The organism is Pseudooceanicola aquaeponti (assembly GCF_050897975.1).
Lineage (GTDB): Bacteria > Pseudomonadota > Alphaproteobacteria > Rhodobacterales > Rhodobacteraceae > Pseudooceanicola.
The window spans coordinates 1-26,418 of the sequence record NZ_JBPAXY010000015.1 but is presented as its reverse complement, the minus strand read 5'-3'; the positions used below and the strand labels follow the sequence as shown (position 1 = coordinate 26,418).

Sequence of the window (26,418 nt, the reverse complement as noted above, 5' to 3'; positions counted from 1 at the left end):
CTGCTTCACCAGCGTTTAGCGGACCTTTGTGCCTCGCGCAGCGAAAGCCCGCTTCCCGCCCATCTCCGTCATACACCCTTTGTGCAGCGGTTAGCAGTTTTCCCACGCATTGCGTAGGTCTACTCCTGACCCAGCCTATACCGAAAAACGGATCGTGACCCAGTCCAGCGATCCAAATGGCCTTCGCACGAACTCACCTCGTGCGAGTTTCTCTAACTTTAGACAGGTGACTGACATGCGCCACCTTTATGAACAGTGGGCGTTGGAGTTGCACCTTCGGACGGTTAACCCACTGGAGCGTCACCGCATGAGAAGCTCAGTGTCTCGCAGCAACAGCGTCTCAGCCAAATTGGGAGTTTTTGGTTTACACCCCCATGTGTAAGCCCTTGAAATGAAACAGTCGCACAGGAAGCCAGTTTACACGAAAAGCTAATGTTTTCAGAATTGTCGCTCGGATTGCAAATCCGTGTACACCGGTTCGATTCCGGTACTCGCCTCCACCCTTCCCCACAGACAGATCCCCAGCATCGCACGCGATGGCGGACCCGGGTGGGCCCGTGTTGGATGTCCTGCGCGCGGGCGTGCATCCTGCCCCGCAGCCTGGCCGCGACCCGGATCAGCCCTGGGCAAGAAGACGCTGATTGAGGTCAGAAAACCGGCGAAAACCGGCAGGTCTGCGCGGTATATCCACTTCCCGTTCCGTCAGCACTTTACAGACCCTCCCCCAGGGTCGAGCTTGCCCGCAGCCTTCCCGCTTCCGGGGCTCCATGCCGCAGAGCATTTTCTCCCATGGCCTTTACTTCGACCAGCTTCTTTTACTTCGCTGCGTTCTTCTTTGTCGTCTTTCCCTTGCTGGGGCCCCGCCTGCGGGTGCCCTTCGTCACCGCCTTCAGCCTGCTGTTCTATGGCTGGTGGGATGTGCGATATGTGCCGCTGATCCTGCTGTCGGGGGCGATCGACTATCTCTGCGCCATCCGGATCCACGACAGCGCGCGCCCGGCGGCGCGGAAGCGCTGGATGGCGGCCTCGGTGGTGCTGAACCTGGCGATCCTGATCTACTTCAAATACGCCAACTTCTTCCTGGATCAGCTGTCGGCGGCCACGGCGGTGGACCTGTCGATCCCCCATATCATCCTGCCCCTGGGCATCTCGTTCTACACCCTGCAAACCCTGGGCTACACGATCGACGTCTACCGCGGAAAGATCGCGCCGGAACGCAACTTCCTGGTCTTCACCCTGTTCGTCAGCTTCTTTCCCCAGCTGGTCGCCGGGCCGATCGAGCGGGCGCGGAAACTGCTGCCGCAGTTGCGCGCCATCCCCGCGTTCGAGGTCTCTTTCCTGGTGCGCGGCCTGCTGCTGGTGATCTGGGGCCTGTTCCTGAAATTGGCGGTGGCGGACAACCTCAATGTCTACGTCACCTCGGCCTTCGAGGCCGAGCGCAGCGGGTTCCTCTATCTCTTCATCTGCTGGCTGGCGATGTTCCGCGTCTACTGCGACTTTGCGGGCTATACGCTGATCGCGCGGGGGCTGGCCCTGGGGATGCGGATCAACCTCAGCGAAAACTTCCGCCAGCCCTTCCTGGCCACCACCCTGACCGGCTTCTGGCAGCGCTGGCACATCACCCTGACGACCTGGATCGTCGACTATGTGCATATTCCCATCGCCCGGCGCTTTCCGCAGGAACCCTTCCGCTCTCTCTCGGCCATCGGGGCCATGTGCCTGGTGGGCCTGTGGCATGGGGCGTCGTGGAACTTCATCCTGTTCGGGCTGATGCATGGGGTGGGGATGCGGCTTTGGGCGCCGGTGGCACGGCTGTTTGCCTTCGTGCCCGCCCCCGATGGGCTGCGCCGGGTAATGTCGTGGATCGTGCTGTCGGTCTTCATCTCGCTTTCGGCGCCGCTGTTCCTGATCTCCGATCTGGGGACCTTCTGGAACCTGGTCTCGGGCATCTTGACCGACGGTCTGGGCTGGGCACAGATCCTGGCGACCGAGGGGCGGCTGGCGCTGGCCTTCGGCGTCCTCGCCGGGGCGCTGGTCTTTTGGGACGAGGTCCAGGCGAAGCGCAAGGCGCGCTGGACCATCTCGAACATCGCCTTCAACGGGACGCTGCCGCAGGTCTTCGCCGCCACCGTGCTGGTGATCTTCCTGCTGGTCGCCTTCGGGGAAAGAGGGGGAAGCGATTTTGTCTATTTCCAGTTCTAGCCGCGCCCTGGCCTATCTGGCCCTGCTGGCCGCGATCGCCTATGGCAGCGCCCGTATCGTCGACCTGCCCCTGGCCCCGGATCGCCGCCTATCCGGTTTCGAAGCCGTGCGCGAGCGGGTCGAGGTGGTCAGCCTGGGGCCTTCGCACAGCCGCGCGTTTCATTTCCCGGCCATGGGGCTGGAGGGCTACGCGTTGAACGGCTCGGGCATGGGGATCGAGACCAGCGCGCTGAAGCTGAAGTCGATCGCGACCCATAGCCCGGCGCTGCGCTGCGTGCTGATGCCGATCTCGCCGGGGGTCCTGTCGCTGCGCGACAGCTCGATGGCGTCGCGGCAAAGGGGCTGGCTGGCCAATACGCCCACCTATCTGCGCGCCCCGGACCTGAGCCTGCGCGACCGCGCCAGGATCGCCACCGCCAAGCTGACCAACCTGCCGCAGCTGACCCTGATCCGCGAAAGCGGCCCGCATCTGCGCGACCGGGTCAGCCATGCGATAGAACCGGGCGCGCCCTGCCGGATGACGGATCCGACCGGCCTGTCGCAGCCCGACGAATTTGGCCTGCGCCACGGCTATCCGCCGGTCAATGCCCCCGCCGCCTGCCACCCCGAGATGGCCCGGCTGACCGCCGCCACGCATCTGTCGCGCCTGCCGCCCGAAGGCCCCTGGCGCGACCGCATCCAGGCCGGAAACCTGGCCCTGCTGGACAAGATGCTGAACCTGCTTGCGGCGCAGGACGCCCATCTGGTCCTGGTGGCCACCCCCACCACCCGCTTCTACCGGGCCGAGATGGCCCAGCTGGGCTCGGCCGAGATCGAGCGGGTGACCGAAACCTTCGGCGACCGCGCCAATTTCCATTTCATCGACGCGCAAGATTTCTTCGACGATCACCCCGATCCCGCCACCGTCTTCTATGACGACGACCACCTGTCGCGCACCGGGGCCGAGATCTTCTCCAGGGCGCTGCGCCCGCAGATCCCCTTCTGCGACGCCACCACGCTGACGGGCACAGAGGCGGTGGGCCCCGACTAGGCACGCCCGCAACAGGAGCGCCAGGCCTGCATGGGTTGCCCAGAGGCCCGGGCGCGGCTAAACCCCGGCCAAACCGGCGGAGGCTTTCCATGAACATTCTCATCCTCGGCGGCGGCGGCCGCGAACATGCACTGGCCTGGGCCGTGCTGCAAAACCCGAAATGCGACAAGCTGATCGTGGCGCCGGGCAATGCCGGGATCGCCCAGATCGCCGAATGCGCCAACCTCGACATCCTCGACGGCGGCGCAGTTTGCGAATTCGTTCAGGAAAACGCCATCGACTTCGTCATCATCGGCCCCGAGGCACCGCTGGCCGCCGGTGTGGCCGACCGCCTGCGCGAGGCGGGCGTGCTGGTCTTCGGCCCCAGCCAGGCCGCCGCCCAGCTGGAGGCCTCGAAGGGCTTCACCAAGGCCGTCTGCGATGCCGCAGGCGCGCCCACGGCCGCCTATGCCCGTTTCGACGCCGCCGCCCCCGCCAAAGAGTATATCCGCCAGCAGGGCGCGCCGATCGTGGTCAAGGCCGACGGTCTGGCCGCCGGCAAGGGCGTCATCGTCGCCATGACCGAGGCCGAGGCGCTGGCGGCCATCGACGACATGTTCGGCGGCGAGTTCGGCGCGGCGGGCGCCGAGGTGGTGATCGAAGAGTTCATGGAAGGCGAAGAAGCCTCCTGGTTCATCCTTTGCGACGGCGAAACCGCCCTGCCCATCGGCACCGCCCAGGACCACAAGCGCGTGGGCGAAGGCGACACCGGCCCCAATACCGGCGGCATGGGCGCCTATTCCCCCGCCCCCGTCCTGTCCGACGCCGTGGCCGAACGCGCCATGGCCGAGATCATCCTGCCCACCCTGGCCGAGATGAAGAAACGCGGCACCCCCTATCAGGGCGTCCTCTACGCGGGCTTCATGATCAAGGACGGCCAGGCGCGGCTGGTGGAATACAACTGCCGCTTCGGCGACCCGGAATGCCAGGTGCTGATGATGCGCCTGGGCGGCCAGGCCCTGGACCTGATGCAGGCCGCCGCCGAGGGCCGCCTGGCCGAGGCGCAGGTGAACTGGGCCGAGGATCACGCCATGACCGTGGTCATGGCCGCCCAGGGCTATCCCGGCAGCTATGCCAAGGGGACCGAGATCAAGGGGCTGGACGCCCTGCCCGAGACCTCCTCCCAGTATTGCTTCCACGCGGGCACGGTGGCGCAGGACGGCAAGGTGCTGGCCAATGGCGGGCGGGTTCTGAACCTGACGGCGCGCGGCGCCACCCTGGCCGAGGCGCGCGACCGGGCCTATGCCATGGCCGACCAGCTGGACTGGCCCGAAGGGTTTCTGCGCCGCGACATCGGCTGGCGCATCCTGGACTGACCCCGGCGCCTCATGGCCTGGCGCCCTGCCCCGGATCCGGGGGGACGCCAGGCCACATTCCCCGGCCTTTCGCGGCAAAATTGTGGCAAATTTGCGACTTTCGCGCCGGAGTGTAGCAGCGATGACGCGCTTCGGCGCCGCCCGCTGTCCCCGGGGTAACTTTTCTTGCGCGACTCAGCTGTTCAACTACCCTGCCACCGCATGAATGTGCCGCCCGCATCCCCTCAGGAGCAGACCTACGAGTTCCGCCCGGCCCTGCTGCGGCGGCCGCAAAGCTGGACCCTGCGCGGCGACCGCCTGACCGGGCCCGGCGGCTCTGTCGCGCTGCGCAGCGTGCAGCATGTGGCCCTGGTGCAGATGCGCAGCGGTGGCACCCGGGTCATGCGCTTCGACCTGGAGACCGGCAACCAGGTGGCGCGGTTGCAGATCACCACCTCGGCCCGGCGACGGCGCGACGATCCCGAACAGGCCGCCTTTCTGGCGCTGCTGTCCGAACTGTCGGCCCGGCTGGGCGCGTTGCATCCCCGGCTGACCTACCGGATGGAGGACAGCGGCCGCGCCCGGCTGGCCTTCTTCCTGATCGGCGCGGCGGCGCTGATGGTCGGTATCGCCCTGACCCTGCTTCTGGGGGTCGCCTTCCTGCATCAGCCGCGCATCTTCCTGATGGCCCTGCCGGCGCTGCTGATCCTGAAAATCGCCGGCGCGGTCACCGCCTGCCGGTTCTGGCCCTTCCGCACCCCCGAGGAATTTCCCATCGCCACCCTGCCCTTCATCCTGTGGACCCTGGGCGGCCCGCGCCCCGAGACCCTGCCCGAGGGCGAAGAGATGCAAAGCGCCCTGCGCTCGGTCAGCTGACGGGCCAGGTGCAAGGCGCGCGCGCCCTGCGTTCAGTCGCAGCGGGTCAGGGCGGCGTCCAGGCTCTCGGGTCCGGTGAAGGGGCCGAGGCTGCGGCGGGTGATCTCTCCCCCGGCCTCCAGCCGCAGCGCCAGCACCTGGGTCCAGCCGCCATCGGCCAGGATCATCTCGGCCCCGCCCGGACAGGCGCGGATGCCGCCCGGGATCCGGTCCCAACCGATGCGATGATTGCTGACATCGGCGGCCGTGGTCTCCAGCGCGCGCAGGCCGCGCACCGGATCATAGCGCCACAGGCGCAGCACCTTGGCCAGATGCGGGCGATCCACATAGGCGATCTCGACCCGGCCGTCGCCGTCCAGATCCGCGGCGCCGAGCGGCGCCAGCCAGCGGAAGGCGCGGCCAATGGCCGGGGTGGCGGCGCGGCGCCCGGTGGCGTCCCAGACGGCCAGCCGCGCGCCCCGGGCGCGGTGGCTTTCCACCACGATCACCTCGGAGGCGCCGTCGCCATCCAGATCCACCAGACGCGGCGCCACATCCTCGAAGACCAGCGCCGGATCCAGGGTGAAGCGGCGGCGGGCGCCGCCCGCCAGATCCAGTTCCAGCGTGCCATGTTCCACCTCGTCGCCCAAAACCCCGTGGGGATAGCGCGTGGTCGGATCGGCAAAGCGCGCGGCCAGGATGCGCGGCGCGCTCTCGGCCCGGGCCAGGCCGGGCAGCAGGCCCAGGGCCAGAAAAAGGGCGGCGGCCAGACACGGCGCGCCCGAACGCGCCCTTGCCCCCGGCCCGCCCCAGGGCATCAGATCTGCTTCTCGGGCATGGTCACCACCAGCCCGTCCAGCGCCTCGGTCACCTTGATCTGGCAGGTCAGACGCGAGCGGACCGGATCGGGCTCATAGGCGAAGTCCAGCATGTCCTCTTCCATGTCGTCCTTGGCGGGCAGTTTCTCGACCCAGTCGGGGGCGACATAGACATGGCAGGTGGAACAGGCACAGGCGCCGCCGCAATCGGCCTCGATCCCCGGCACGCCATTGTCGCGCGCCCCTTCCATCACGGTCAGCCCGGGCTTCACATCCACCGGATGCTCGGTGCCGTCATGTTCGATATAGGTGATCTTCACCATGGCGCTCTCCTTCTGCCCTTCGGGTCCTCTCGCTTGGTCCTAGCGCCCCCTCTCGCCCCAGGCCAGCGGTTTTGCCCCGCCCGTCCCGCGTCGCAACGCCGCCCGCGCCCGGGCGATCATCGGGCAGGCTTCCGGGGGCCGGGCAAAGCGACTAGAGTGTCGCGAAAGAGGCAAAGAGCAGACCCCCGACGGCATGACCCCGCCCCGCCCCCCTTGCGTGCGCGCCACCCCGGCGCCCGCCGCCGCGCCCGCCCGCAGGCGCGGCGGCGGGCGGGCGCGCGCCCTGGCGGGGCTGATCGCGCTGATGGCCCTGACCGCCGCTTGCCAGCCGGTGCTGCCCGACTTCCCCACCCTGGGCACGCCCGAGATCACCCGCATCTACGACCGCCCGCCCCCCGGCTCGTCCCCCAACGACTGCTGGGGCAAGGAGGTGCAGCCGGCGGTGATCGAGACGGTGACCCGGCAGATCCTGCTGCAACCGGCCGAGGTGCACAGCGACGGGCGCATCGCCCAGCCCGCGATCTACAAGACCGAAACCCGGCAAGAGATCGTCCGCGAACGGCGCGAGATCTGGTTCCGCGTGCCCTGCGACGAGGCGATGACCCCCGCCTTCATCGCCTCGGTGCAGCGCGCCCTGGCGGTGCGTGGCCACTACGTCGGGCCGATCAATGGCGAGATGACGCCGCGCACCCGCCGCGCCATCCGCGCCTACCAGGCGCCGCAGGGGCTCGACAGCGGCATCCTGTCCCTGGCCGCCGCCCGCCAGATGGGCCTGGCGGAACTGGACATCGCCCCGCAGAGGTAGCGCGCCCTGCACGCGGCACAGGGGGGCTCTGCCCCCCGTCTCAGTCCCTGAGACTCCCCCCGGGATATTTCTGGCAAACGAGAAGAGAGAGGCGCGCGCGGGGGGATCCGCGCCGGAGCGCCCCAATGTGCCACCAGGGCGCGCGGGCAAACCGGGGCAAAGGAGGCGCCGCGGTCCCCGGCCCCTCTATCCATTCGATGGCCAAAAATACTCCCGCCGGAGGCCACCGGCCGCAGGCCGGTCCCCCGCCCGCACAGGGCCGTCACGCAAAAGGGGCGCCCGAAGGCGCCCCGTCTGTGCTCTTGTCGGCCCGGTCGCCCGGGGCGCGCCCTATCGAGTCACTTGTCTTCCAGCGGCAGCGCCACGAAGCGCGGGTCGCCCTGGCGACGGATCAGCAGCAGGATGGACCGGCGCCCGGCCTCTTCGGCCACGGTGATCTGCTCTTGCAGCTCGGCCACGGTCGAGATCTTCTGCTGGCCCGCATCGGTGATCAGATCCCCGGCGCGCACGCCCTTCTCGAAGGCTTCGGCCATCTCGTCGACATCCGTCACCACCAGGCCGTCGATGTCCTGGTCCAGCTCCAGCTGCTCGCGCAGCTCGGGCGTCAGTTCCGACAGGGACATGCCCATCAGGTCCAGGATCTGCGGATCGGCCTGGTCCTGGATCTGGGCGGCGGGCACGGCGCTGTCCTCGGCGGTTTCGCGACGGCCCAGGGTGACCTTCAGCGTCTCGGTCTCGCCATTGCGCAGGACGACGACGCGGACGGTCTTGCCGACCTCGGTATTGCCGACCTGACGCACCAGGGCGCGGGTGTCCTCGACCTCGACCCCGTCGAAGACGGTGATCACGTCGCCCGCTTCCATGCCGGCCTCCATCGCCGGACCCTCGGGGACATCGGTGACCATGGCACCGGCGGCCTCGGCCAGGCCCATGGCCTCGGCCATGTCGGGGGTCACGTCCTGGATGCGCACGCCCAGCCAGCCGCGGCGGGTCTCGCCGAACTGTTGCAGCTGGTCGACCACCCGCTTGACCACGTTCGAGGCCATCGAGAAGCCGATGCCGATCGAGCCCCCGTTGGGCGACAGGATCGCGGTGTTCACGCCGATGACCTCGCCATTGGTGTTGAACAGCGGCCCGCCAGAGTTGCCGCGGTTGATGGCGGCGTCGGTCTGGATGTAGTCGTCATAGGTGCCCGACAGGGCGCGGTTGCGCGCCGAGACGATCCCGGCCGAGACCGAGAAGCCCTGGCCCAGCGGGTTGCCCATGGCCACGACCCAGTCGCCCACGCGGGCGGTGTCGCTGTCGCCGAAGCTGACGAAGGGCAGCGGCTGATCGGCGGTGACCTTCAGCAGGGCGATGTCGGTCTTGGGGTCGGTGCCCACCAGTTCCGCGTCGATCAGGTTGCCGTCGAAGAACTCGATCTGGATCTCGTCGGCGTTCTCGATGACGTGGTTGTTGGTGACGATATAGCCGTCCTCCGAGATCACGAAACCCGAGCCAAGGGCCTGGCTGCGACGCGGGCGGGCCTCTCCGCCATTGCCGCCGCCGCCATTGCGGTCCTGGAACTCACGGAAGAAATCCTCGAAGGGCGAGCCTTCGGGGACGATGGGCGCCGGGCCGGTGCCCGCCGTCACGGTGGTGGAGGTGGTGATGTTCACCACGGCCGGGCTGATCTTTTCCGCCAGGTCGGCGAAGCTCTCGGGCAGCGCGCGGGCCGAGATCGCCTGCGCCAGCAGCAGCGCCACCGCCAAAACACCCATCCACATGGCGCGCATCGAGCGCGCCGAAAGGGTCTGAGCCTCTGCCATGGCGCCTCGATCCGCGCGGGATCGCAGGGCCTGTGCCTGTCTCATCATTCCCAAATCTCCTTCTTCTTGCTGAAGATGCCTCGGATATGTCCCCAGGGCACATCCGTGTGTCCTTGTTTCTAATGTAGGGCGGGGGCTGCGCAACACAAAGCCTATCGCGCCGCGTCAAGAGCCTGTGAAGGCCCCTTGAGAGCAAATCCGCCTGCAATCGCAAGGGGATTCGCCCCGACACGGCCCCGCCGGACCGATGATTTATCAATATGTAGGGCGAGGTTAGCCCAGCTGCGCGGGCGGGGAAAGCCGCCAGGCCGGGGGCGGCGTGACAAATCACGTCACGCGCCAAGCGCATGGGCCAGCCACAAAAGCGCCAGGCCCGCACAGACGGCCCAAAGGCCCATCTGGCGCCTCTCGCCCTCGCTGAGCGCCGCCAGGGCGGCCAGCAGGCGTTCGACGAAAGAAGGGGCCAGCCCCCAGGCCAGCCCCTCCAGCAGAAACACAAAGCCCAGGGCAAGCGCGCCCGTGGCCAGCGCCTCTAGGATCATTCGGTCGCGCTGCCGGTCAGCGGCACGGTCGAGGCAGCCCCGGCGATTGCGCCGCCGTCACCGGCGGGCGCCTCCTCGGGCGCTGCCGCGCCCTCCTCGGTGGTCTCTTCGACCGGATCCGCCACGGGGGCCACCACGGGAGCGGGCACCGGCTGGACACCGCTGGGGTTGTTCGACTTCAGGTAGCTGAAGAACTCGCTGTCGGGCGAGATCACCATGGTCGAATTGCTGCCCGACAGGGCGGCGCGATAGGCATCCAGCGAGCGGTAGAACTCGAAGAACTCCTGATCGGCGCCATAGGCCTCGGCGAAGACCGCGTTGCGGCGGGCGTCGGCCTGACCGCGAATGATGTCGGCCTCCCGCTGGGCCTCGGACACCACCTCGACCCGCTGACGATCCGCATTGGCGCGGATCTCCTGGGCGCGTTCGTTACCGCGGGCGATCTGGTCGGCCGCCTCACGCTCACGCTCGGCCCGCATCCGGGCAAAGGTCGCATCCAGGTTCTCGGCCGGCAGGTCGGTGCGTTTCAGACGCACGTCGATGATCTCCAGACCCAGCGACTGCGCCTCATCGAAGGCGCCGTCGCGGATCCGGGTCATCAGCGCGGCCCGGTCCGACGACAGGATCTCGTCCGAGCGCACGGAACCGAGGATTTCCCGGGTCTGCGAACGCAAGATCGAATCCAGCCGCGATTCCGCCGCCGCGATTCCGCCCACGCCATTGGCCTGGCGGAACTGGCGCACATCGGTGATGCGGTAGCGGGCGAAGGCGTCGACCACCAGGCGGCGGTCGTCCAGCGGCGTGACCTCCAGCGGGTCGATGTCGCGCGACAGGATGCGGTCGTCATAGGTGACGACCTCTTGGATCAGCGGGATCTTGAAGGAGAGGCCCGGCTCTTCCTTCACGTCGACTACGCGACCGAATTGCAGCACCAGGGCCTTCTCGCGCTCATCCACGATGAAGATCGAGGAAAAGCCCACCAGGCCGATGACCACCACCAGGGGCAGAAGGATCGTTGTCTTGTTCATGATCTCTCTCCCTTACTTGCTGCCCTGGGGCGCGGTGCCCGGGGCCAGCTGGTTCAGCGGCAGATAGGGCAGAACGCCCGAACCACCGGCCTGACCGTCGATGATCACCTTGTTCACATCGCCCAGAACGTCTTCCATGGCTTCGAGGTACAGACGTTTGCGCGTCACCTCGGGGGCCTTGCGGTATTCGTCCAGAACGGCGGCAAAGCGGCTGGCCTGACCTTCGGCCTCGTTGACCACCTGGGCGCGATAACCCTCGGCCTCTTGGCGCAGCTGCGCGGCCTGGCCGCGGGCCTCGGCGGTGACGCGGTTGGCATAGGCGTCGGCCTCGTTGGTCAGTCGCTCGCGCTGCTGCTCGGCGGCCTGCACTTCGCGGAAGGCGTCGATCACCTCCGACGGCGGGTCGGCCTTGTCGAAGTTGACGCGGATGACGTTCATGCCGCTGTCGTAGCTGTCGAGGGTCGACTGGATCAGATCCTGAAGGCGCGAAGCGATGGCGCCCCGGTCCCGGTTGAGGATCGGTGCCAGTTCGCTTTGCGCGATGATCTCGCGCATGGCGGATTCGGACACGGCGGAAATGGTCATCTGCGGATCGCGCAGGTTGAACAGGAACTGCGCCGGGTCGGTAATGTTCCACACCACCTGGAAGTCGATATCCACGATGTTCTCGTCACCGGTCAGCATCAGGCCCGCCTGGGCCCCACGACCGCCCACGCCCACGTCGACGATGCGTTCGCGGGTCACCGCGATCACTTCATGGGTGACCAGTGGCCAGGGGGCGAAGTTCAGACCCGGTTGGCCGGTGGACGAATATTCGCCCAGGAACAGTTCGACCGATTGTTCATCGGGTCGCACCGTGTAGACGCTGGCGAACAGCCAGCCGACCACGGCCACGATCACGCCCAGGCCGACCATCGAACGGGTGACCAGCGGGCCACCGCCGCCGCCCATGCCGCCATTGCCCCCGGTGCCGCCGCCATCGCCGCGCCCGCCCATCAGGACGCGCAGCTGGTCCTGGCCCTTGCGGACCAGTTCGTCGATATCCGGAATATTCGGCTTGTCGTCGCGACCGCCGCCGCCCTGGCCGCCATTCTGGCCACCGCGGTTGCCGCCGTTGCCCCCCGAGGGCGGTGTGGGTCGGCCGCCACCGCCGCCGCCCCAGGGTCCGCCATTCTCTCCAGCCATTGTCTCCCCTTCTCAGTCAAAACGCTTTGCCCCTAGCTGTGCAGCCCGGGGGTGAATTTCAAGTTTTCGCGACCGCTTGCCGCCCTCAGCCGAGGGTGCGGACCGGGTTGCGCATGGTTACCATCTCTTCCGCCGCCGTCGGGTGCACCGCCACGGTACGGTCGAAATCCTCTTTCGTCGCCCCCATCTTTACGGCGATGCCCGCCATCTGGATCATCTCGCCTGCCGCCGGGCCGACGATGTGACAGCCCAGAACCTTGCGGGAATGGGCGCCGACGATCAGCTTCATCAGGATCTTCTGCGCCGCGCCGCCGGCAAAGCTTTGCTGCATCGGCTTGAAGGAGGTCGCGTAGATCTCCAGCGGTTCCTTGACGGTCTCGCGCGCCTCTTCCTCGGACAGGCCGATAGTGCCCATCTCGGGCTGGGTGAAGATCGCCGTGGGGATCAGCTCGTGATCGGGCTTGGTGGGGTTGGCCTTGAACACCGTCTCGACAAAGGCCATGCCCTCGCGGATCGCCACCGGGGTCAGCTGCACCCGGTCGGTGACATCGCCGATGGCCCAGATCGAGGGCACGCCGGTCTGGCTGAAGTCATCCACCACGACCTCGCCCTTGCGGCCCAGGGTCACGCCCGCCTCTTCCAGGCCCAGCCCGTCGGTATTGGGCGCCCGCCCGGTGGCAAAGAGCACCTGGTCGAAGGTGGCGGTGCCGCCCAGGGTGTCATGCACCAGAATGCCGTCCTCGGTCTGTTCCAGCTTTTCGACGTCGATCCCGGTCTTCAGGTCGATCCCGGCGGTCTTCATCTCGTCCGCGATCAGGGTCCGGGCCTCTTCGTCGAAGCCGCGCAGCACCTGAAGGCCGCGGTAATACTGCGTGACCTGGCTGCCCAAGCCGTTGAGGATGCCCGCGAATTCACAGCCGATATAGCCACCGCCGACGATCAGGATACGCTTGGGCAGCTCGGCCACGTGGAAGATGTCGTTCGAGGTGATGCCCAGTTCGGCCCCCGGGATCTCGGGCTTCACCGGGCGGCCGCCGGTGGCGATCAGGATCGTCTTGGCGGTCTTGGTGGTGCCATCGGCCAGGCGCACGGTATGGGCATCGGCCACGGTGGCGCGCTGGTCGAACTTGTCGACGCCCGAGCCGTCCAGCAGCCGTTGATAGACCCCTTCCAGGCGGTCCAGCTCGGCTTCCAGCTTGGGCTTGAAGACACCGGCCCAATCAAACCCCTTCTCGGTGATGTCCCAGCCATAGGCCTGGGCCTCGGCGGCCATCGAGCCGTAGCCCGAGGCATAGACCATCAGTTTCTTCGGTACGCAGCCCCGGATGACGCAGGTGCCGCCATAGCGGCTTTCCTCGGCGATGGCGACGCGGGCGCCTGCCTCTCCGGCCGCCACCCGGGCGGCCCGCACGCCGCCGGAACCGGCACCGATCACAAAGAGGTCATAGTCGAAGGTCGAGGGGGTATCGGATGCCATGGGGCCTTGGTCCTTGCAGTTTGCCGCGCGCCGGGCCGCCCTGGGGGGACGCGCGACCCATGCGCCTGGGGGCCCTGGGGGCCGCAGCGGCGGGGAAATGTCAGTCGGAGAGATCCTTGAAAAGGTTGTCCTCTTCCACGAAATCGAGGCGCATGTCCTCGGTGGTTCCATCATTGATATCGCGGGTCTCGATCCGGCCATCGCCGTGGCCGATCACCACCGTATCGCAGATATCGATGAAAAGGCCATTTTCAACCACGCCCGGCATCTGATTGAGCACCAGCGCCAGTTCGCGCGGATTGCCGATGCGGTTCAGATGCAGATCCAGGATGTAATTGCCCTCGTCCGAGATAAAGGGCGCGTCGCTGTTCATCCGCAGGGTCACGTCACGGCCCAGAACGTCCATCGAGATCAGCATCTCTTCGACCAGCGCCTGGGTGGTGCGCCAGCCGAAGGGGATGACCTCGATCGGCAGGGGGAAGGCGCCCAGGGTCTCGACCTCTTTCGCGGCATCGGCGATGACGATCATCCGGTCGCTGGCGGTGGCCACGATCTTTTCCTGAAGATGCGCGCCGCCGCCGCCCTTGATCAGGTTCAGGTCGCCGTCAATCTCGTCGGCGCCGTCGATGGTCAGGTCCAGCCACTTGGCCTCGTCCAGCGAGACCACCTTGATCCCCAGGCTGCGGGCCAGTTCGGCGGTGCGGGTCGAGGTGGGCACGCCCGAGATCTTCAGCCCCTCCTTGCGCACCCGCTCGCCCAGGCAACGCACCATCCAGGCGGCGGTGCTGCCGGTGCCCAGACCGACGCGCATCCCGCTTTCGATGAAATCCGTCGCCCGTTTCGCGGCGACGAATTTTGCCTTGTCGATGGGGGACAGCTCTCCGCTCATCCTGGCTCCTTCGGTGTTTGACCCGCTTATAGGTCTTCGGCAGCCCGGATGCGAGAAGGGAATCGGCCCGGCCCCGGCGCGTTTCGCCCCGGAACCGGGCCCTTGGCGGCCCTAGCCCGCGTCCAACTCGCGGGCGCGGTCGCGCAGCAGGAACTTCTGGATCTTGCCGGTCGAGGTCTTGGGCAGCGGCCCGAAGACCACGGTCTTGGGCGCCTTGAAATGGGCCATGTGATCGCGGCAATAGGCGATGATATCGGCGGCATCGACCGAGAGGTTGGGCTTCAGATCGACGAAGGCGCAGGGCGTCTCGCCCCATTTCTCGTCCGGCCTGGCGACCACCGCCGCCTCCAGCACCGCCGGGTGACGATAAAGCACCTCTTCGATCTCGACCGAGCTGATGTTCTCGCCGCCCGAAATGATGATGTCCTTCAGCCGGTCCTTCAGCTCGACATAGCCGTCGGGATGCATCACCCCCAGATCGCCGCTGGCGAACCAGCCGCCGCGGAAGGCCTCGGCGGTGGCGGCGGGGTTCTTCAGGTAGCCGCGCATCACGTTGTGGCCCCGCAGGAAGATCTCGCCGATGGTCTGGCCGTCATGGGGCACCGGCGCCAGGGTCTCGGGGTCGGCGACCATGACCTGGTTGAGGGCAATGTTGCCCACCCCCTGCCGCGCCTTCAGCTTTGCCCGCTGCGCGGCGGGCAGGCTGTCCCACTCGGATTTCCAGGCGCAGATCACGGCGGGACCGTAGACCTCGGTCAGGCCGTAGACATGGGTCACCTCAACGCCCATGGCCTCCATCGCCTCGATCACGGCGGCGGGCGGCGAGGCGCCGGCGGTCATCACCTTCACCTGGTGGTCGAAGCGTTTCAACTCGGGGTTCTGGGCCAGCATGTTCAGCACGATGGGCGCGCCGCAGAAATGGGTCACCCCCTCGTCGGCGATCAGATCGAAGATCGGCTCGGCCCGGACATGGCGCAGACAGACCGAGGTGCCCGCATTGGCCGCCATCGCCCAGGGGAAGCACCAGCCGTTGCAGTGGAACATCGGCAGGGTCCAGAGGTAGACCGAATGGGTCGGCATGTCCCAGGACTGGATCTGCGCCAGGGCGTTCAGATGGGCGCCGCGATGGTGATAGACCACCCCCTTGGGGTTGCCGGTGGTGCCCGAGGTATAGTTCAGCGAGATCGCATCCCATTCATCCCCGGGCGGCGTCCAGGCAAACGCGGGGTCCCCCTCGGCCAGCAGGGCCTCGTAGGTCAGCGCGCCGATGGGATCGACGGGGCCATGGGTGGGATCCTCGATATCGACGATCAGCAGGTCGCTGCGGTGGCACAGGTCCACGGCGGCGCGGGCCACGGCGGCGAACTCTGGGTCGACCATCAGCACCTTGGCCTCGCCATGGTCCAGGATGAAGGCGATCGCCTCGGCGTCCAGGCGGGTGTTGATGGCGTTCAGCACGGCGCCGATCATCGGCACGCCGAAATGGGCCTCGAACATCTCGGGGATATTGGCGGCGATCACCGCCACCGTGTCCCCGCGCCCCAGACCGCGCCCCGCCAGGGCCGAGGCCAGACGGCGGCAGCGGGCGTAGGTTTCGGCCCAGTCCTGACGGCGCGCGCCATGCACCAGCGCGATCCGGTCGGGATAGACCCGCGCGCTGCGCTCCAGGAAGGTCAGCGGCGTCAGCGGGGCGTAGTTCGCCGCGCAAGTATCCAGATCCACATCATAAATATCGGTCATTCGTTCCTCCCGTCGCGGCCCGGTCGGGCCCCGGATCCTTATAGCCGCAGAGCGGGCGCGCTGGCCAATACGTTAGCGCCAAAACCCGGCTCCGAAGCGTCACCGGCGGCGCCCGGGCGCCCCGAGGCATGTCGCGGCAGGGCGAAATGTTATCTAAATTACAAAATGTAAGAAAACCTACATATTGACCTGTCATGAGGGGGACCGAGGCGCCCTGCGCGCCCACGCACTTCTGCTCTGTCTGACACTCTCAGGGACATCTCCATGCCTCTCTCTCCCCTCACTCCCCTGCGCGGCGCCGGTCTGAAGACCGGGCTGCGCGCCGCCCTGCTGGGCGGTGTGGCCACCCTTGGCCTGCTGACCGCCCCCGCCGCCCTGCACGCCAGCGACGCCGCCGCCCCCGCCCCTGCGGGCACCATCCGCGTGCTGACGATGAACACCTGGGGCGATCAGTTCCGCACCAACCTGGACGCCATCGCGCCGCTGTTCATCAACGGCGACTATGACGTCATCGCCTTCCAGGAGCTGCGCAACGACACCTACCTGTCCGGCCTTCAGGCCATCCTGCGCGACGCGGGTCTGGGCGACTACGAATACATCCGCCAGGGTGACAGCGGCGTGCTCAGCCGGATCGGCGGCGACTTCGACACCAACACCCTGGGCGACGCGGTGGCCTATCAGCATACCCAGGTCGGCGGCGGCGCCCCCGAGACCGTCATCGGCTCGCTGCACCTGGACTATCGCGACCCCTCGGCCACCCGCCTGAACGAGGCCAAGGGCATCACCGAATGGGCCCTTTCGACCGACCGCCCCGTCATCCTGACCGGCGACTGGAACGCGGGCGACGTGTCGGAACGCGGGCTGCACCGCGCCTCGCAGCAAAAGCTGATCCTTCAGAACTACCTGCGCACCGGCAACAGCTTCTACGGCACCCTGCTGGAGGAATACGCCGTCGACCCCGACGCCATGGCGGACTTCATCGACGATCACTACGGCGAAAGCCTCAGCCTCGACCAGATCCCCGACGACCTGTTCGCGGATGAGATGTACCCGGTGGAGAACAACACCCCGGTGACGATGAACTACCTCAAGCGCAACTTCATCCTGTTGCAGACCGAGGCCGAGCGCGAGCATTTCGCCCCGCACGACCTGGCCGACGGCTCGGTCTCCTGGCCCTCGGCCGAGGAAGACGACACCAACACCTGGCCCAGCTGGGACCGGGTGCGCATCGACCATTTCATCGCCTCGCGCCCCTTCGGCAAATGGTGGGTGATCACCGATGCCGCAGATGACGCCTATACCGGCACCCTGGACCAGACCGACGTCCTGCCCAATGGCACCGCCTATACCGACCACGAGGTCGTGGCGCATGACTTCCGCTGGGTCGGGCCGAAACTGGAATACGACAACGAAGGCACCGTCGACGAACGCACCCGCCTGGTCTGGAGCGACGAGGCCACCACCTTCTCGGACGGTAACGAGTTCTTCCTGACCCGCAACAACATGCGGACCGACGTCTACCTGGGCCAGATCGCCGACGACAACGGCACTCCGATCCTGACCGGGCTGACCGAGGACGAGAAGAAGACCCTGCTGGACTGTACCAGCGACGACCCGCGCCTGGCCCAGGCCATCGTGGACTACTGCATCGACGATCACAGCTTCATCGACGAGACGCTGGTGACCTCGGGCGGTACTGTCCTGGTCGAGGAAGACGCGGCCCTGGGCGGCGCGGATGCCACGCTGCGGCTGTCGAACGGCGGCCTGGCCGTGCGCGGCACCGCCATGCAGGCCCTGTCGCGCGACGTGTCGCTGGAAGGCGCCGGCGGCTGGATCGAGATCCGCGACGCCGCAGGCAAGGTCGATGCCGAGGGTGAGATCACCGGCACCGGCGCCCTGGCCAAGCGCGGCACGGGCACGCTGATCCTGTCGGGCGAGAACAGCTATACCGGCGCCACCGATGTGACGGCGGGCACCCTGCTGGTGAACGGCTCGAACGCCAGTTCGTCGCTGACCACCGTGCAGAACGGCGCCCGTCTGGGCGGCAACGGCACCACCGGTTCGGTTTCGGTCCTGTCGGGCGGCACCTTCGGCGCCGGCAACAGCATCGGCGCGCTGACCGTCGATGGCGATCTGACCTTCGCCAGCGGGTCCACCTTCGAGGTGGAGACGGACGAGGACGGCAATGCCGACACCGTCGCGGTCACCGGCCAGGTCGACATCCTGGGCGGCACCGCCCTGGTGATCGGCGAGGGGCTGAACTATGCCCCCGAGCTGTCGATGCAGATCCTGACCGCCCAGGGTGGCCTGTCCGGCGAATTCGACGAGGTCACCTCGACCCTGGCCTTCCTCGATGCGGCGCTGGACTATGGCAGCAATGCCCTGACCCTGAACCTGGAACGCAACGACACCGCCTTCGACAGTGTCGCCAACACCGCCAATGGCCGCGCCGCGGCGGGCGGGATCGAAAGCCTTGGCTACGGCAATGCGCTCTACAACAGCTTCGTCATGCTGGGCGAAGACAGCGCCTCGCGCGCCTTCAACAGCCTCTCGGGCGAGCTTTACGCGGCGACCGCCGGGGCGCTGGCCGGGCAAAGCGCGCTGATCGGCGGGCTGGCCGGGGCGCAGCTGACCGCGGCGCTGGATCTGGCCCCGGGCACCACCGGGTTCTGGCTGAAGGCCTATGGCGAAGAGGCCGATGTCGAGGGCACCGGCGACCTGCGCGACCTGAACCGCAGCAGCACCGGCACCCTGCTGGGCGTCAACGGGATGCTGGAAAGTGGCCTGAGCCTGGGCGTGATGGCGGGCTTCGGCAGCACCGAGGCCAGCCTGAACGGCCTGGCCGGTCAGGCCGACAGCGATGACACCCACATCGGTCTGATGCTGGGGCAGCGCTTCGGCCAGACCGCCGTGACCGGCGGGCTGATCTACAGCCACAGCGATGTCTCGGTCTGGCGCGGCGCCGACTACGCGGGCCTGTCGGAGGTGCTGCGCGGTGGCTTCAGTGCCGACACTACCCAGGTCTTCGCCGAGATCTCGCATCAGCTGGATCTGGGCGGCACCCGCATCACCCCCTTCGCCGGTCTGGCCCATATCGAGGTCTCGGGCGATCACGGTGCGGAAACCGGCGGGGACGCGGCCCTGCGCCTGGGCGGCCTCGACGCCTCGGTCACCCTGGCGGAACTGGGCCTGCGCGCCGAGCGCGCCCTGGGTCAGGGCACCACGCTGGGTGGCGAGCTGAGCTGGCGTCACGTCCTGGACGGCGAGACCGGCAACGCCGATCTGGCCTTTGCCGGGGGCGACGCCTTCACCGTGGCAGGCACCGGCCTGGCCGAGGATGTGGTCACCCTGGGTCTGGACGCCGCCATCGCGATCAGCGACAGCGCCAGCCTGACCCTGGGCTATCAGGGCCGCTTCGGCGACGCGGGCCAGGCCAATGCGCTGAGCCTCGGGGTCGGTATGCGCTTCTAAGCGCGGATCCTTGACGCGAAACCAGGGCCGCGGCGGCAGCGCCGCGGCCTTTTGTTGCAAGACAAGACCCCGCCCCTGTACACAGGCCTGAAGGACACAGGCTTCAGCTACACAGGCCTCAGGCGGCGGCGCAGAGACATAGGGCGATGGACGGCACAGGTTCAGACAAGAAGACGCATCGGCAGGACCTGCTGATGGAACAGCTGGCCCGGCAGCGGCATATCTCGCTGGAGGAGATCGCGCAGCGGTTCTCGGTCACCACCCAGACCGCCCGGCGCGACATCATGGAGCTGGAGAAGCAGGGCCGCCTGCGGCGCCTGCACGGCGGTGCGATGATCGCCGATGCCGTGGGCCCCGAAGAGCTGCGCCGGCGCCGCATCCGAAATGCCGAGGCCAAGGAGCGGATCGCCCGCCATGTGGCGGGCCTGGTGCCCGACGGCGCCTCGATCTTCCTCGACACCGGCACCACCTGCGAGGCCATCGCCCGCGCCCTGCTGGCGCGGCGCAACCTGCGCGTGGTCAGCTACAGCCTGCGCATCGCCGCCTATCTGCGCGAGACGACGGATTTCACCATCGCCATCCCCGGCGGTTTCGTGCGCCAGGTCGACGGCGGGGTTTTCCAGGGCCAGGCCGACAGCTTTCTGGCCGGGTTCAAGTTCGACCTGGGCATCCTGTCGGTCTCGGGGGTGGATGACGAGGGCGACCTGGGCGACGACGACAGCGCCGAGGTCGAAACCGTCCGCGCCGCCATCCGCCAGTCGGCCCGCGTGCTGCTGGCGGTGGACGGCAGCAAGTTCGGCCATCGCGGCCTGGTGCAACTGGGCAGCCTGTCGGACGTCGACCTGCTGGTCTCCGACACCGCCCCGCCCGCCCCCATCACCGCCCGCGCCGAGGCCTGCGGCGTGCGGATCGAGGTGGTCTGAGGGGCGGCGCCCCCAGGAACGGAAAAGGCCCCGCGGCGGATGCCGACGGGGCCTTCTGTTTAAGGGCCGGGGCGGGTGTGGCGCTCCACCTGACCTTACCTATCAGCATATAAAAAATCTTTTCTTTTCAATTCACTTTGGTTCCAGCGGCACAGCTTATTGACACAAAATTTCAAAAAGAACGACCTTCATGCGAAGAGTATGGTGCGGTGAAGGAGCGCAACTCCCTACCTTCACTGAGTAACGGCAGCGCATTCCGCGTTAGCCGGGGTGGTCATCTCGGCTGCCCAACTTCACAAGAACGGACATTAGTCTCATCATGAAGCATGCCTTGGCACGCCAAGGTCGAAAGAGCAGAGGCTGCGGACGAAAGGGATGTGTGACAAATAGTTAGCTTCAGATCGATGAAGGTTGATCGCGCCGATCAGGAAGAGACCTTGACCAAGCCTCACCCTCGAAAAATTTAATACACTTATTCTCCCCTAGATCGACATTGTCTCGCAGAGCTATCTTGGCCATTCTCAAATAAGGCGGTGAAGCACAGGATGGTCGACTGTATGCGTAAAAGCTCTGGAGATTTTGTCATTCGCAAGCCGCCTGACGCCGATGTCGGCCGCTGGCGCATTCGTTTCTCTCGCTCGGACCGGCTCGGGGCCGACCGGCATACACTCTTAAAAGTTACACATAATGGGCACAGCGGCTATTTTGTGGGGCTGGGACACGAGGAAGGAAACGGAGTTGTCTTAGCCGACTACGATGTCCGTGAACACTTAGGCTTGGGCAAAGTGAACTCGAACGTAAGACTGGACGTCGAACTGGTAACCGGTTGGCGTAGCCTATGCTGGTATCTTCAGCATAGAGACCCGTATGTGTATGTGCCAGCTTGGGTTGGCGCCTGGTCGTTAATCATAGGCATGATTGGAGTTGCCTTAGGTCTTGTTGGTCTCTGGCAGTTTCTACAACCTATCACTTCGTGAATTGGACGAGCGAGCCCGACTCACGAGACGGATCCGATTTTTCGTTCAATTATGCAGCTCATTGTTTGGAAAAATTCGTATCAGACCACCCGCCACGGCAAAGAAGTGGAGGCGTTAGCGCCACACCAACACTACTTCAGGGAACCCAAAGAATCGCGCAGAAGCAAGTAATCTCTGGCACTAGCGGGCAACTCGTAGTTGCGCGCGTTTTCGGTTCCCTCCATCATCACCCCGTGGTTTTCTCGATGGTAGATTGAAGATGAAGGATTTTGGGCCGGGCTTCCCGGAGTGGACTGAACTTGGACAGGATGGCGGCCTTGATCCCCTTGGAATGCAGCGCCCTATAGAAGCGATTTATCAGTCCCTGCTGCCCGGGATCAGCACTATCACACTTCGCTTCAGGTACTATTCGTTCTTCGTTTGGATGCTCGAAGTTTACGCAAGAGATCAAGGAAACACTGATCCTGTTTCCTTCCGGGCGTTCCAGCGGCGCTGTGAAACTCTCTTTGCCCTTATTGCCGCGCGAGGCGCGACTGAATTGGGCGTTGCCGGGATAGACTGGGCGCAGAAACAACTGAACGACGTTCCGAACGATCCGGAGACGATCATCGATTTTTCAATCGGGGCCGATCCGGACACGGACGTCAGCCAGCGTTACTTGCGCAACAAGGGCGGCGCATTCGGCGGCATCTATGCCACCCAGATGTTCGAAATGGGCCTGATCACACTTGGCGATGATCGGAACCCGATTGCAGTCTGCACGAACCGCGCACTTCCATTAGCAGAGGCTTTCGCCGTGGAGATTGGCGAGCTCGGAACTGCATTCTTGCGCTGCGTGAAAGGCGGAACAGTGACGCTCGCCGACCTCGACCGGATGGCACCAATGCAGCCCTCCAAGATCCTTGCAGGCAGCGCCGAACATCGGCTGCTCGTTCAAATCTTGCTTGGCCAGATGTCGCCAGCAATCGCGCCCGACAAACTGCGAAGATCCACCGCGCTCATGCTTCTGCAGCTCATTGGCGCGACGAAGGAAGTGCCGCGCGCCGAGGCGGTGAAATGGGAATGGTTCGGTGCTGGCCATCATGCTGTCGCACCCGTTCCCGCGACCGAGGACGTTCGCAGCTTGTGGGCGCTCTATCAGGCATGTGACCTTATGCGTCTCGCCTATGAGAACATCCTCGATCTTGCCTTGGACATTCTACAAGAGGCAGAATTGCGCCGGATGCCGCTCAGTAGGGTGGTCACGGAATTGGTCGGCCTTGTCGACGTGCCCGGTGGCACAACGTGGCGGGGCTACTCCGCGAGCCTGCTCGAAGGCTTGGACCCGTCCAAGGCCGCGAGGTTAGCTGAAGAGCGCATGGTCAAGGCCCGAGCTTCGGGAGAACGGGCAACACGAATGCAATCTGTAGTGGAGCTAATCTCCGCGATAGTTGAACGGACGGCGGCCTTCGGCGAGCTGCTGGACAGCGCACTGAATGCGCCGGACCACTTCCAGTCGCTGCGGACAGAAGTCAAATACCTACAGGTGCGAGAGCAGGAGAATGCCCGTACTGTCCTTGACGCCTTGGTTCGTGAACGTGTCCTGAAACGCCATCTCTGGGTGGCGTCGCGTAAGTTCCGCAACCAAAAAGCCTATACCTTCCTGATCGAGCCCGAGGAGGGATTGCTGCGGTACAGGGATCGTTTCCGGGTGTCGCCAAGCAGCCCACGCCTGGATCAAGCCATGCGGTTCCTTCGGGACGTCAAGCTGATTGACAATGCGGGCCTGACCGACTTCGGCCGCGCGGAGCTTAATGCCGCATGAAGTACTTTGATATATTCGCCGAAAGCGGTTTTCACTCGGCATTTCTGACAACTTACGCCTTCGGGGCGCAGGCCTTCGAGGACGTGCCATTCTCGCGGCTGCGCGGATCTGGCTGCCGGAACATCGTGATCCTTGCCGATCGGCAGATGGTCAACCAGAGCTTTGCCGAACTGGGTCCGCCGAAATTTGCAGGAAGCAGCTATCACCTTGTCAAGGCCGATGCCCCGGGTGCCTTTCACCCGAAGATCACCTTGCTTGTTGGGGCGAAGAAAGGCCGATTGCTGATTGGCTCGGCCAATCTGACCGCGCTCGGCCTCGGTGGAAACAGGGAACTGGTCGCCAGCCTCTCCTACGACGAAGACGCGACAGGCAACGCCTACCACTTCGCTGCGGCGCTGAACTACATTCGCAGCAAGGTCCCCTCGGATGACCTTTGGTTTGCAACGGCGATGCAGCGGGCACTTCGATCGTCGCCATGGCTGCGCGTCGTGATCGCCCCCCCTTTTCCAGAGAAAGAGGCCGAGCATGAAGTCGCCCTGCTGCACGATCGTCCGGACGAGACCATCCTCGACCAGATCTCTGCCAGCGTGGGCGATGATCGGATAGAGCGCTTGATCGTCGTGTCGCCCTATTGGGACATGAAGCTCGAAGGGCTGGCGCGATTGAGGGCCATCATGGGTGAACCGCCGACCGATCTGCTGATCGACGCCGCTTCAACCTACTTTCCGAAATCCGAACTGCCGCGGTTCTCGGACATCGGGATTTTCAAGGTCGACACGTCCGACAGCAAGAGGTTTGTCCACGCCAAGCTCGTGGTTGCACAAGGCCAGGCATGGGATCACGTGATTTCGGGCAGCATGAACTGTACCTTGCCTGCCTTGCTCGGCCCAACGATTGTGCGCGGCAACGCCGAAGCCGGGATCTACAAACGCGTCCCGCCGGGAACGGCCCTCGCGGCACTTGGCTTGGAGAACTACCGCGATGCGCCGTTGCAGCCGACTGATCTCCACGACCAGGCCTCCGCCACGGCGAAAAGTTCATTGGAGGAGGCGTACACCGATGGCGGGACGATGACCTTGCAGTCGGGACGGTTGGTCTGGAAGCCGCCAGCCGGTTTTGTACCTAGCTCGGCCATTGCCATCACCCTGCAGGACCGGGAAGAGGTTCAGTTCGGCAATCGAATTGACCTCGTGCAAGGAGGCGACACGGCTTGGCGCTTGGACCTCGAAGCAGGACGTCCCAAGTCCGGCATCGTCCATTTTGCGAATGGCTCCGTATCCGCGCCGGTCCAGGTCATTGATCTCGATGTCCTCGCCGTCCGCACACTACCACCCGCGCGAGGTCGCAAGAAGTCGCTGACGGATATCCTTGCCGAGGCGATGAACGAAGACCTGATCTTGATCGAGACCCTGAACCAGCTCGAAGCGCTGGAGCTTGAAGAAACCGGTATAACTGCCGATTCAGGACTGGAGGCCTTATCCCCTCCCACGGCTGCATCAACCGAGCAGGTCCATGCGATTCTGCCCTATGACGAATTCGTGCGGGCACGTAGCAGTGCAATGGCGGAGGGAAGCCAGATTTCGGGTGGGTTTTTCGGTCGGCACGATAGCCCGGCCAATACCCTGAGTGCGGCGCTTAACCGGATCATTGGCCTCGTCGGGCTGGACCTAGACGCTGATGAAGATCGGGAGTTTAAGGCAATTGCGGCCATGGACTTCCGCGTGACCGAACCTGCGGCACCGAGTGATGCCGCACCATCCACACCGCAAGAACAAGCGCCGAAACCAGCGAAACCCACGAAGCAGGCGGTAGCCACTGCGAAGAAGATGAAAGAGGCGGTCGACGCATTCGAGGCAAGATGTCGATTGCTGAGAGGCAAGCCGATCAGTACTGCGGAACTTGTGCGGCTTCGTGCTCTACTCCAAATCCTGCTTTCTCATGCCCAACCGATCCGAGGGGCTGCGCTGCCAACTCAGTTCCTGCCAATCCATACCAAGAACAGCTACGACTGGCCGCGACTGGTCGGACGGTTACTCAAGCAGCATTTCGGTACCGCTCGGGCATTGCAGACTCTGCAGGTGGCGCAAGATGAAGGCGAGCAGAAGCGCGTACTTGAATACCTCGCCATGGCAGACTGGGCGGCAAAGGCAGCAGCAACCGCAGCAGCCTCACATCCCAAGACAGCTGACCTTCGTGGCCCCTTGGGGGGTCTTGCGAAGGCCCTCGCGGCACAAGTCGCTTTGATCATCGGTACAATTGACGAGGACAGGCGGTATTTCGATCAGATTACAGCACGGCTGGATGAAAGATTTGCTGATCGCTTGGCGCTGAATCCCGGTGTGCGCCTGCCATGTGCGTGACCCTATTGCCCGTCAGGCGCGATATGGGCCGCTCCTCGTGTGATGCAAGTTGGTGACAGCGTGTCAATCCGACGTTGCTTCAAGTCAAAAAGTCCGCAGACCGACACTCAGCATTCCGGCAGCAAAAGACTGCTCTCCGCCGTTCGGGTTCAGGCCTGGCGTCATGACGGGTCTTGCCGAGTTGACGTAGACAGGTTGAACACCGATCACTCCAGAGAGCAAACCTTGCATCACAGGTCAGGCCAAGCGATGTCGCCGTGCTTCAGAGAGCGCAAGCGATTGCCTCGTTCCCACCCACAGAACAGCACGTCGGAGCGCAGAAACACACGCCCCCTACCCGCTGGTGACAATGGAAGCGGCTTCAACCCGATTGCTTCGAGTCGATCACCGACACTCCGCGTGCCTTCCCCTTCGAATTCAGCAAGATGTTTGCAGGGGACATATCGCTCCAGGAAACGATCGACGGATTCGTAGGTCACAACCTTGATCGACTTCCGCGAGTGCGGGTGCCGTGCCCGAACTTGCGTCAGGTAGCCCACCTCCACCAAATACCGGACGGCAGTTTCATTGATTCCCAGATAACGTGCTAGCGTGGACCGAAGGTAGCCTTCTGGCTTGAGCAGACGCAACGCCTCGGCAACCTCTTGTGGGTCCAGCCGCACAGACAGGTAGCCACTTCCCTCAGATGACTTGGCGACAGTTTTCAGCGCCCCCTGCTGGATCAAGCGTAACCGGCCGGTTGATACCGTCGCCTGATCCTACGACTTCCAGTTCCACGGGAGCAGTTCGTCGAGGCGGTTGATCTTGTGATCGTGGATGCGGTCGAGGACATCAGCAAGCCACGCTT

At 65.4% G+C, this 26,418-nt stretch carries 20 protein-coding genes; 9 read left to right on the top strand and 11 right to left on the bottom strand.

From position 1 onward, the window contains the following. The first annotated feature begins 789 nt into the window (after nucleotides 1-789). The 4 genes from ACRARE_RS22395 (at nucleotide 790) to ACRARE_RS22380 (ending at nucleotide 5,442) form a co-directional block, all read left to right on the top strand. Entirely contained in the window at nucleotides 790-2,202 is a 1,413-nt protein-coding gene (locus ACRARE_RS22395) for an MBOAT family O-acyltransferase (protein WP_432658539.1), read from the top strand. Continuing rightward, nucleotides 2,183-3,232 (top strand): SGNH/GDSL hydrolase family protein, encoded by a 1,050-nt coding sequence (locus ACRARE_RS22390; RefSeq protein WP_432658538.1) that lies wholly within the window; start codon nucleotides 2,183-2,185, stop codon nucleotides 3,230-3,232. Before ACRARE_RS22395 ends, ACRARE_RS22390 begins: the two co-directional genes overlap by 20 nt. An 89-nt stretch (nucleotides 3,233-3,321) precedes the next feature. After that, nucleotides 3,322-4,587: a phosphoribosylamine--glycine ligase gene (gene purD / locus ACRARE_RS22385; protein WP_432658537.1), complete on the top strand. Its 1,266-nt coding sequence runs from the start codon at nucleotides 3,322-3,324 to the stop codon at nucleotides 4,585-4,587. Nucleotides 4,588-4,794: 207 nt separating this feature from the next. Then, a complete protein-coding gene (locus tag ACRARE_RS22380) occupies nucleotides 4,795-5,442 on the top strand; it encodes a hypothetical protein (RefSeq protein WP_432658536.1) in 648 nt (215 codons plus the stop codon). Nucleotides 5,443-5,474: 32 nt separating this feature from the next. On the opposite strand, the gene ACRARE_RS22375 is transcribed toward ACRARE_RS22380, so the two are convergent. Both ACRARE_RS22375 and ACRARE_RS22370 read right to left on the bottom strand, forming a co-directional pair. Continuing rightward, a complete protein-coding gene (locus ACRARE_RS22375) occupies nucleotides 5,475-6,239 on the bottom strand; it encodes an FG-GAP repeat domain-containing protein (RefSeq protein WP_432658535.1) in 765 nt (254 codons plus the stop codon). Continuing rightward, the gene (locus ACRARE_RS22370) at nucleotides 6,239-6,562 is read right to left on the bottom strand and encodes a 2Fe-2S iron-sulfur cluster-binding protein (RefSeq protein WP_432658534.1); all 324 of its coding nucleotides are present in this window, start codon (nucleotides 6,560-6,562) and stop codon (nucleotides 6,239-6,241) included. Before ACRARE_RS22370 ends, ACRARE_RS22375 begins: the two co-directional genes overlap by 1 nt. 193 nt (nucleotides 6,563-6,755) lie before the next feature. Between ACRARE_RS22370 and ACRARE_RS22365 the strand changes: the two genes are divergently transcribed. Beyond that, nucleotides 6,756-7,367: a peptidoglycan-binding domain-containing protein gene (locus tag ACRARE_RS22365; RefSeq protein ID WP_432658533.1), complete on the top strand. Its 612-nt coding sequence runs from the start codon at nucleotides 6,756-6,758 to the stop codon at nucleotides 7,365-7,367. Between the two features lie 338 nt (nucleotides 7,368-7,705). Here ACRARE_RS22365 and ACRARE_RS22360 read toward each other — a convergent pair whose 3' ends face one another. The 7 genes from ACRARE_RS22360 to ACRARE_RS22330 form a co-directional block, all read right to left on the bottom strand. Then, entirely contained in the window at nucleotides 7,706-9,175 is a 1,470-nt protein-coding gene (locus tag ACRARE_RS22360) for a Do family serine endopeptidase (RefSeq protein ID WP_432658546.1), read from the bottom strand. Nucleotides 9,176-9,507: 332 nt separating this feature from the next. Then, nucleotides 9,508-9,717, bottom strand: a complete 210-nt coding sequence (locus ACRARE_RS22355) for a DUF2065 family protein (RefSeq protein ID WP_432658532.1) — start codon at nucleotides 9,715-9,717, stop codon at nucleotides 9,508-9,510. Next, complete coding sequence (hflC, locus tag ACRARE_RS22350; RefSeq protein ID WP_432658531.1) at nucleotides 9,714-10,745, bottom strand: protease modulator HflC; 1,032 nt, start codon at nucleotides 10,743-10,745, stop codon at nucleotides 9,714-9,716. Before hflC ends, ACRARE_RS22355 begins: the two co-directional genes overlap by 4 nt. 12 nt (nucleotides 10,746-10,757) lie before the next feature. Next, on the bottom strand, nucleotides 10,758-11,930 hold the full coding sequence (gene hflK / locus ACRARE_RS22345; protein ID WP_432658530.1) for an FtsH protease activity modulator HflK: 1,173 nt from the start codon (nucleotides 11,928-11,930) through the stop codon (nucleotides 10,758-10,760). Between the two features lie 85 nt (nucleotides 11,931-12,015). Beyond that, complete coding sequence (gene gor / locus ACRARE_RS22340) at nucleotides 12,016-13,407, bottom strand: glutathione-disulfide reductase (RefSeq protein ID WP_432658529.1); 1,392 nt, start codon at nucleotides 13,405-13,407, stop codon at nucleotides 12,016-12,018. A gap of 100 nt (nucleotides 13,408-13,507) precedes the next feature. Further along, a complete protein-coding gene (rpiA, locus tag ACRARE_RS22335; RefSeq protein WP_432658528.1) occupies nucleotides 13,508-14,296 on the bottom strand; it encodes a ribose-5-phosphate isomerase RpiA in 789 nt (262 codons plus the stop codon). A 111-nt stretch (nucleotides 14,297-14,407) separates the two neighbouring features. After that, the gene (locus ACRARE_RS22330; RefSeq protein WP_432658527.1) at nucleotides 14,408-16,036 is read right to left on the bottom strand and encodes an acyl-CoA synthetase; all 1,629 of its coding nucleotides are present in this window, start codon (nucleotides 16,034-16,036) and stop codon (nucleotides 14,408-14,410) included. Between the two features lie 264 nt (nucleotides 16,037-16,300). Here ACRARE_RS22330 and ACRARE_RS22325 point away from each other — a divergent pair, with 264 nt between their 5' ends. The 4 genes from ACRARE_RS22325 (at nucleotide 16,301) to ACRARE_RS22310 (ending at nucleotide 25,571) form a co-directional block, all read left to right on the top strand. Then, complete coding sequence (locus ACRARE_RS22325) at nucleotides 16,301-19,507, top strand: autotransporter domain-containing protein (RefSeq protein ID WP_432658526.1); 3,207 nt, start codon at nucleotides 16,301-16,303, stop codon at nucleotides 19,505-19,507. 146 nt (nucleotides 19,508-19,653) lie between these two features. After that, complete coding sequence (locus ACRARE_RS22320) at nucleotides 19,654-20,430, top strand: DeoR/GlpR family DNA-binding transcription regulator (RefSeq protein ID WP_432658525.1); 777 nt, start codon at nucleotides 19,654-19,656, stop codon at nucleotides 20,428-20,430. A 1,236-nt stretch (nucleotides 20,431-21,666) separates the two neighbouring features. After that, nucleotides 21,667-23,211 (top strand): hypothetical protein, encoded by a 1,545-nt coding sequence (locus ACRARE_RS22315; protein WP_432658524.1) that lies wholly within the window; start codon nucleotides 21,667-21,669, stop codon nucleotides 23,209-23,211. Then, nucleotides 23,208-25,571: a phospholipase D-like domain-containing protein gene (locus ACRARE_RS22310; RefSeq protein WP_432658523.1), complete on the top strand. Its 2,364-nt coding sequence runs from the start codon at nucleotides 23,208-23,210 to the stop codon at nucleotides 25,569-25,571. Before ACRARE_RS22315 ends, ACRARE_RS22310 begins: the two co-directional genes overlap by 4 nt. A gap of 230 nt (nucleotides 25,572-25,801) precedes the next feature. Here ACRARE_RS22310 and ACRARE_RS22305 read toward each other — a convergent pair whose 3' ends face one another. Together ACRARE_RS22305 and ACRARE_RS22300 are read right to left on the bottom strand one after the other, a co-directional pair. Continuing rightward, entirely contained in the window at nucleotides 25,802-26,296 is a 495-nt protein-coding gene (locus ACRARE_RS22305) for a hypothetical protein (RefSeq protein ID WP_432658522.1), read from the bottom strand. 33 nt (nucleotides 26,297-26,329) lie between these two features. Continuing rightward, on the bottom strand, nucleotides 26,330-26,418 hold an 89-nt coding region (locus tag ACRARE_RS22300; RefSeq protein ID WP_207018952.1), incomplete at its 5' end, for a transposase domain-containing protein.

Bases quoted from the DNA above. Each gene is read 5' to 3' on its own strand.
- ACRARE_RS22365 (WP_432658533.1), top strand. From the start codon at position 6,756: ATGACCCCGCCCCGCCCCCCTTGCGTGCGCGCCACCCCGGCGCCCGCC.
- rpiA (WP_432658528.1), bottom strand. From the start codon at position 14,296: ATGAGCGGAGAGCTGTCCCCCATCGACAAGGCAAAATTCGTCGCCGCG.
- ACRARE_RS22375 (WP_432658535.1), bottom strand. From the start codon at position 6,239: ATGCCCTGGGGCGGGCCGGGGGCAAGGGCGCGTTCGGGCGCGCCGTGT.
- ACRARE_RS22310 (WP_432658523.1), top strand. From the start codon at position 23,208: ATGAAGTACTTTGATATATTCGCCGAAAGCGGTTTTCACTCGGCATTT.
- hflK (WP_432658530.1), bottom strand. From the start codon at position 11,930: ATGGCTGGAGAGAATGGCGGACCCTGGGGCGGCGGCGGTGGCGGCCGA.
- hflC (WP_432658531.1), bottom strand. From the start codon at position 10,745: ATGAACAAGACAACGATCCTTCTGCCCCTGGTGGTGGTCATCGGCCTG.
- ACRARE_RS22325 (WP_432658526.1), top strand. From the start codon at position 16,301: ATGCCTCTCTCTCCCCTCACTCCCCTGCGCGGCGCCGGTCTGAAGACC.
- ACRARE_RS22370 (WP_432658534.1), bottom strand. From the start codon at position 6,562: ATGGTGAAGATCACCTATATCGAACATGACGGCACCGAGCATCCGGTG.
- ACRARE_RS22330 (WP_432658527.1), bottom strand. From the start codon at position 16,036: ATGACCGATATTTATGATGTGGATCTGGATACTTGCGCGGCGAACTAC.
- ACRARE_RS22360 (WP_432658546.1), bottom strand. From the start codon at position 9,175: ATGGCAGAGGCTCAGACCCTTTCGGCGCGCTCGATGCGCGCCATGTGG.
- ACRARE_RS22355 (WP_432658532.1), bottom strand. From the start codon at position 9,717: ATGATCCTAGAGGCGCTGGCCACGGGCGCGCTTGCCCTGGGCTTTGTG.
- ACRARE_RS22320 (WP_432658525.1), top strand. From the start codon at position 19,654: ATGGACGGCACAGGTTCAGACAAGAAGACGCATCGGCAGGACCTGCTG.
- purD (WP_432658537.1), top strand. From the start codon at position 3,322: ATGAACATTCTCATCCTCGGCGGCGGCGGCCGCGAACATGCACTGGCC.
- ACRARE_RS22315 (WP_432658524.1), top strand. From the start codon at position 21,667: ATGAAGGATTTTGGGCCGGGCTTCCCGGAGTGGACTGAACTTGGACAG.
- ACRARE_RS22395 (WP_432658539.1), top strand. From the start codon at position 790: ATGGCCTTTACTTCGACCAGCTTCTTTTACTTCGCTGCGTTCTTCTTT.
- gor (WP_432658529.1), bottom strand. From the start codon at position 13,407: ATGGCATCCGATACCCCCTCGACCTTCGACTATGACCTCTTTGTGATC.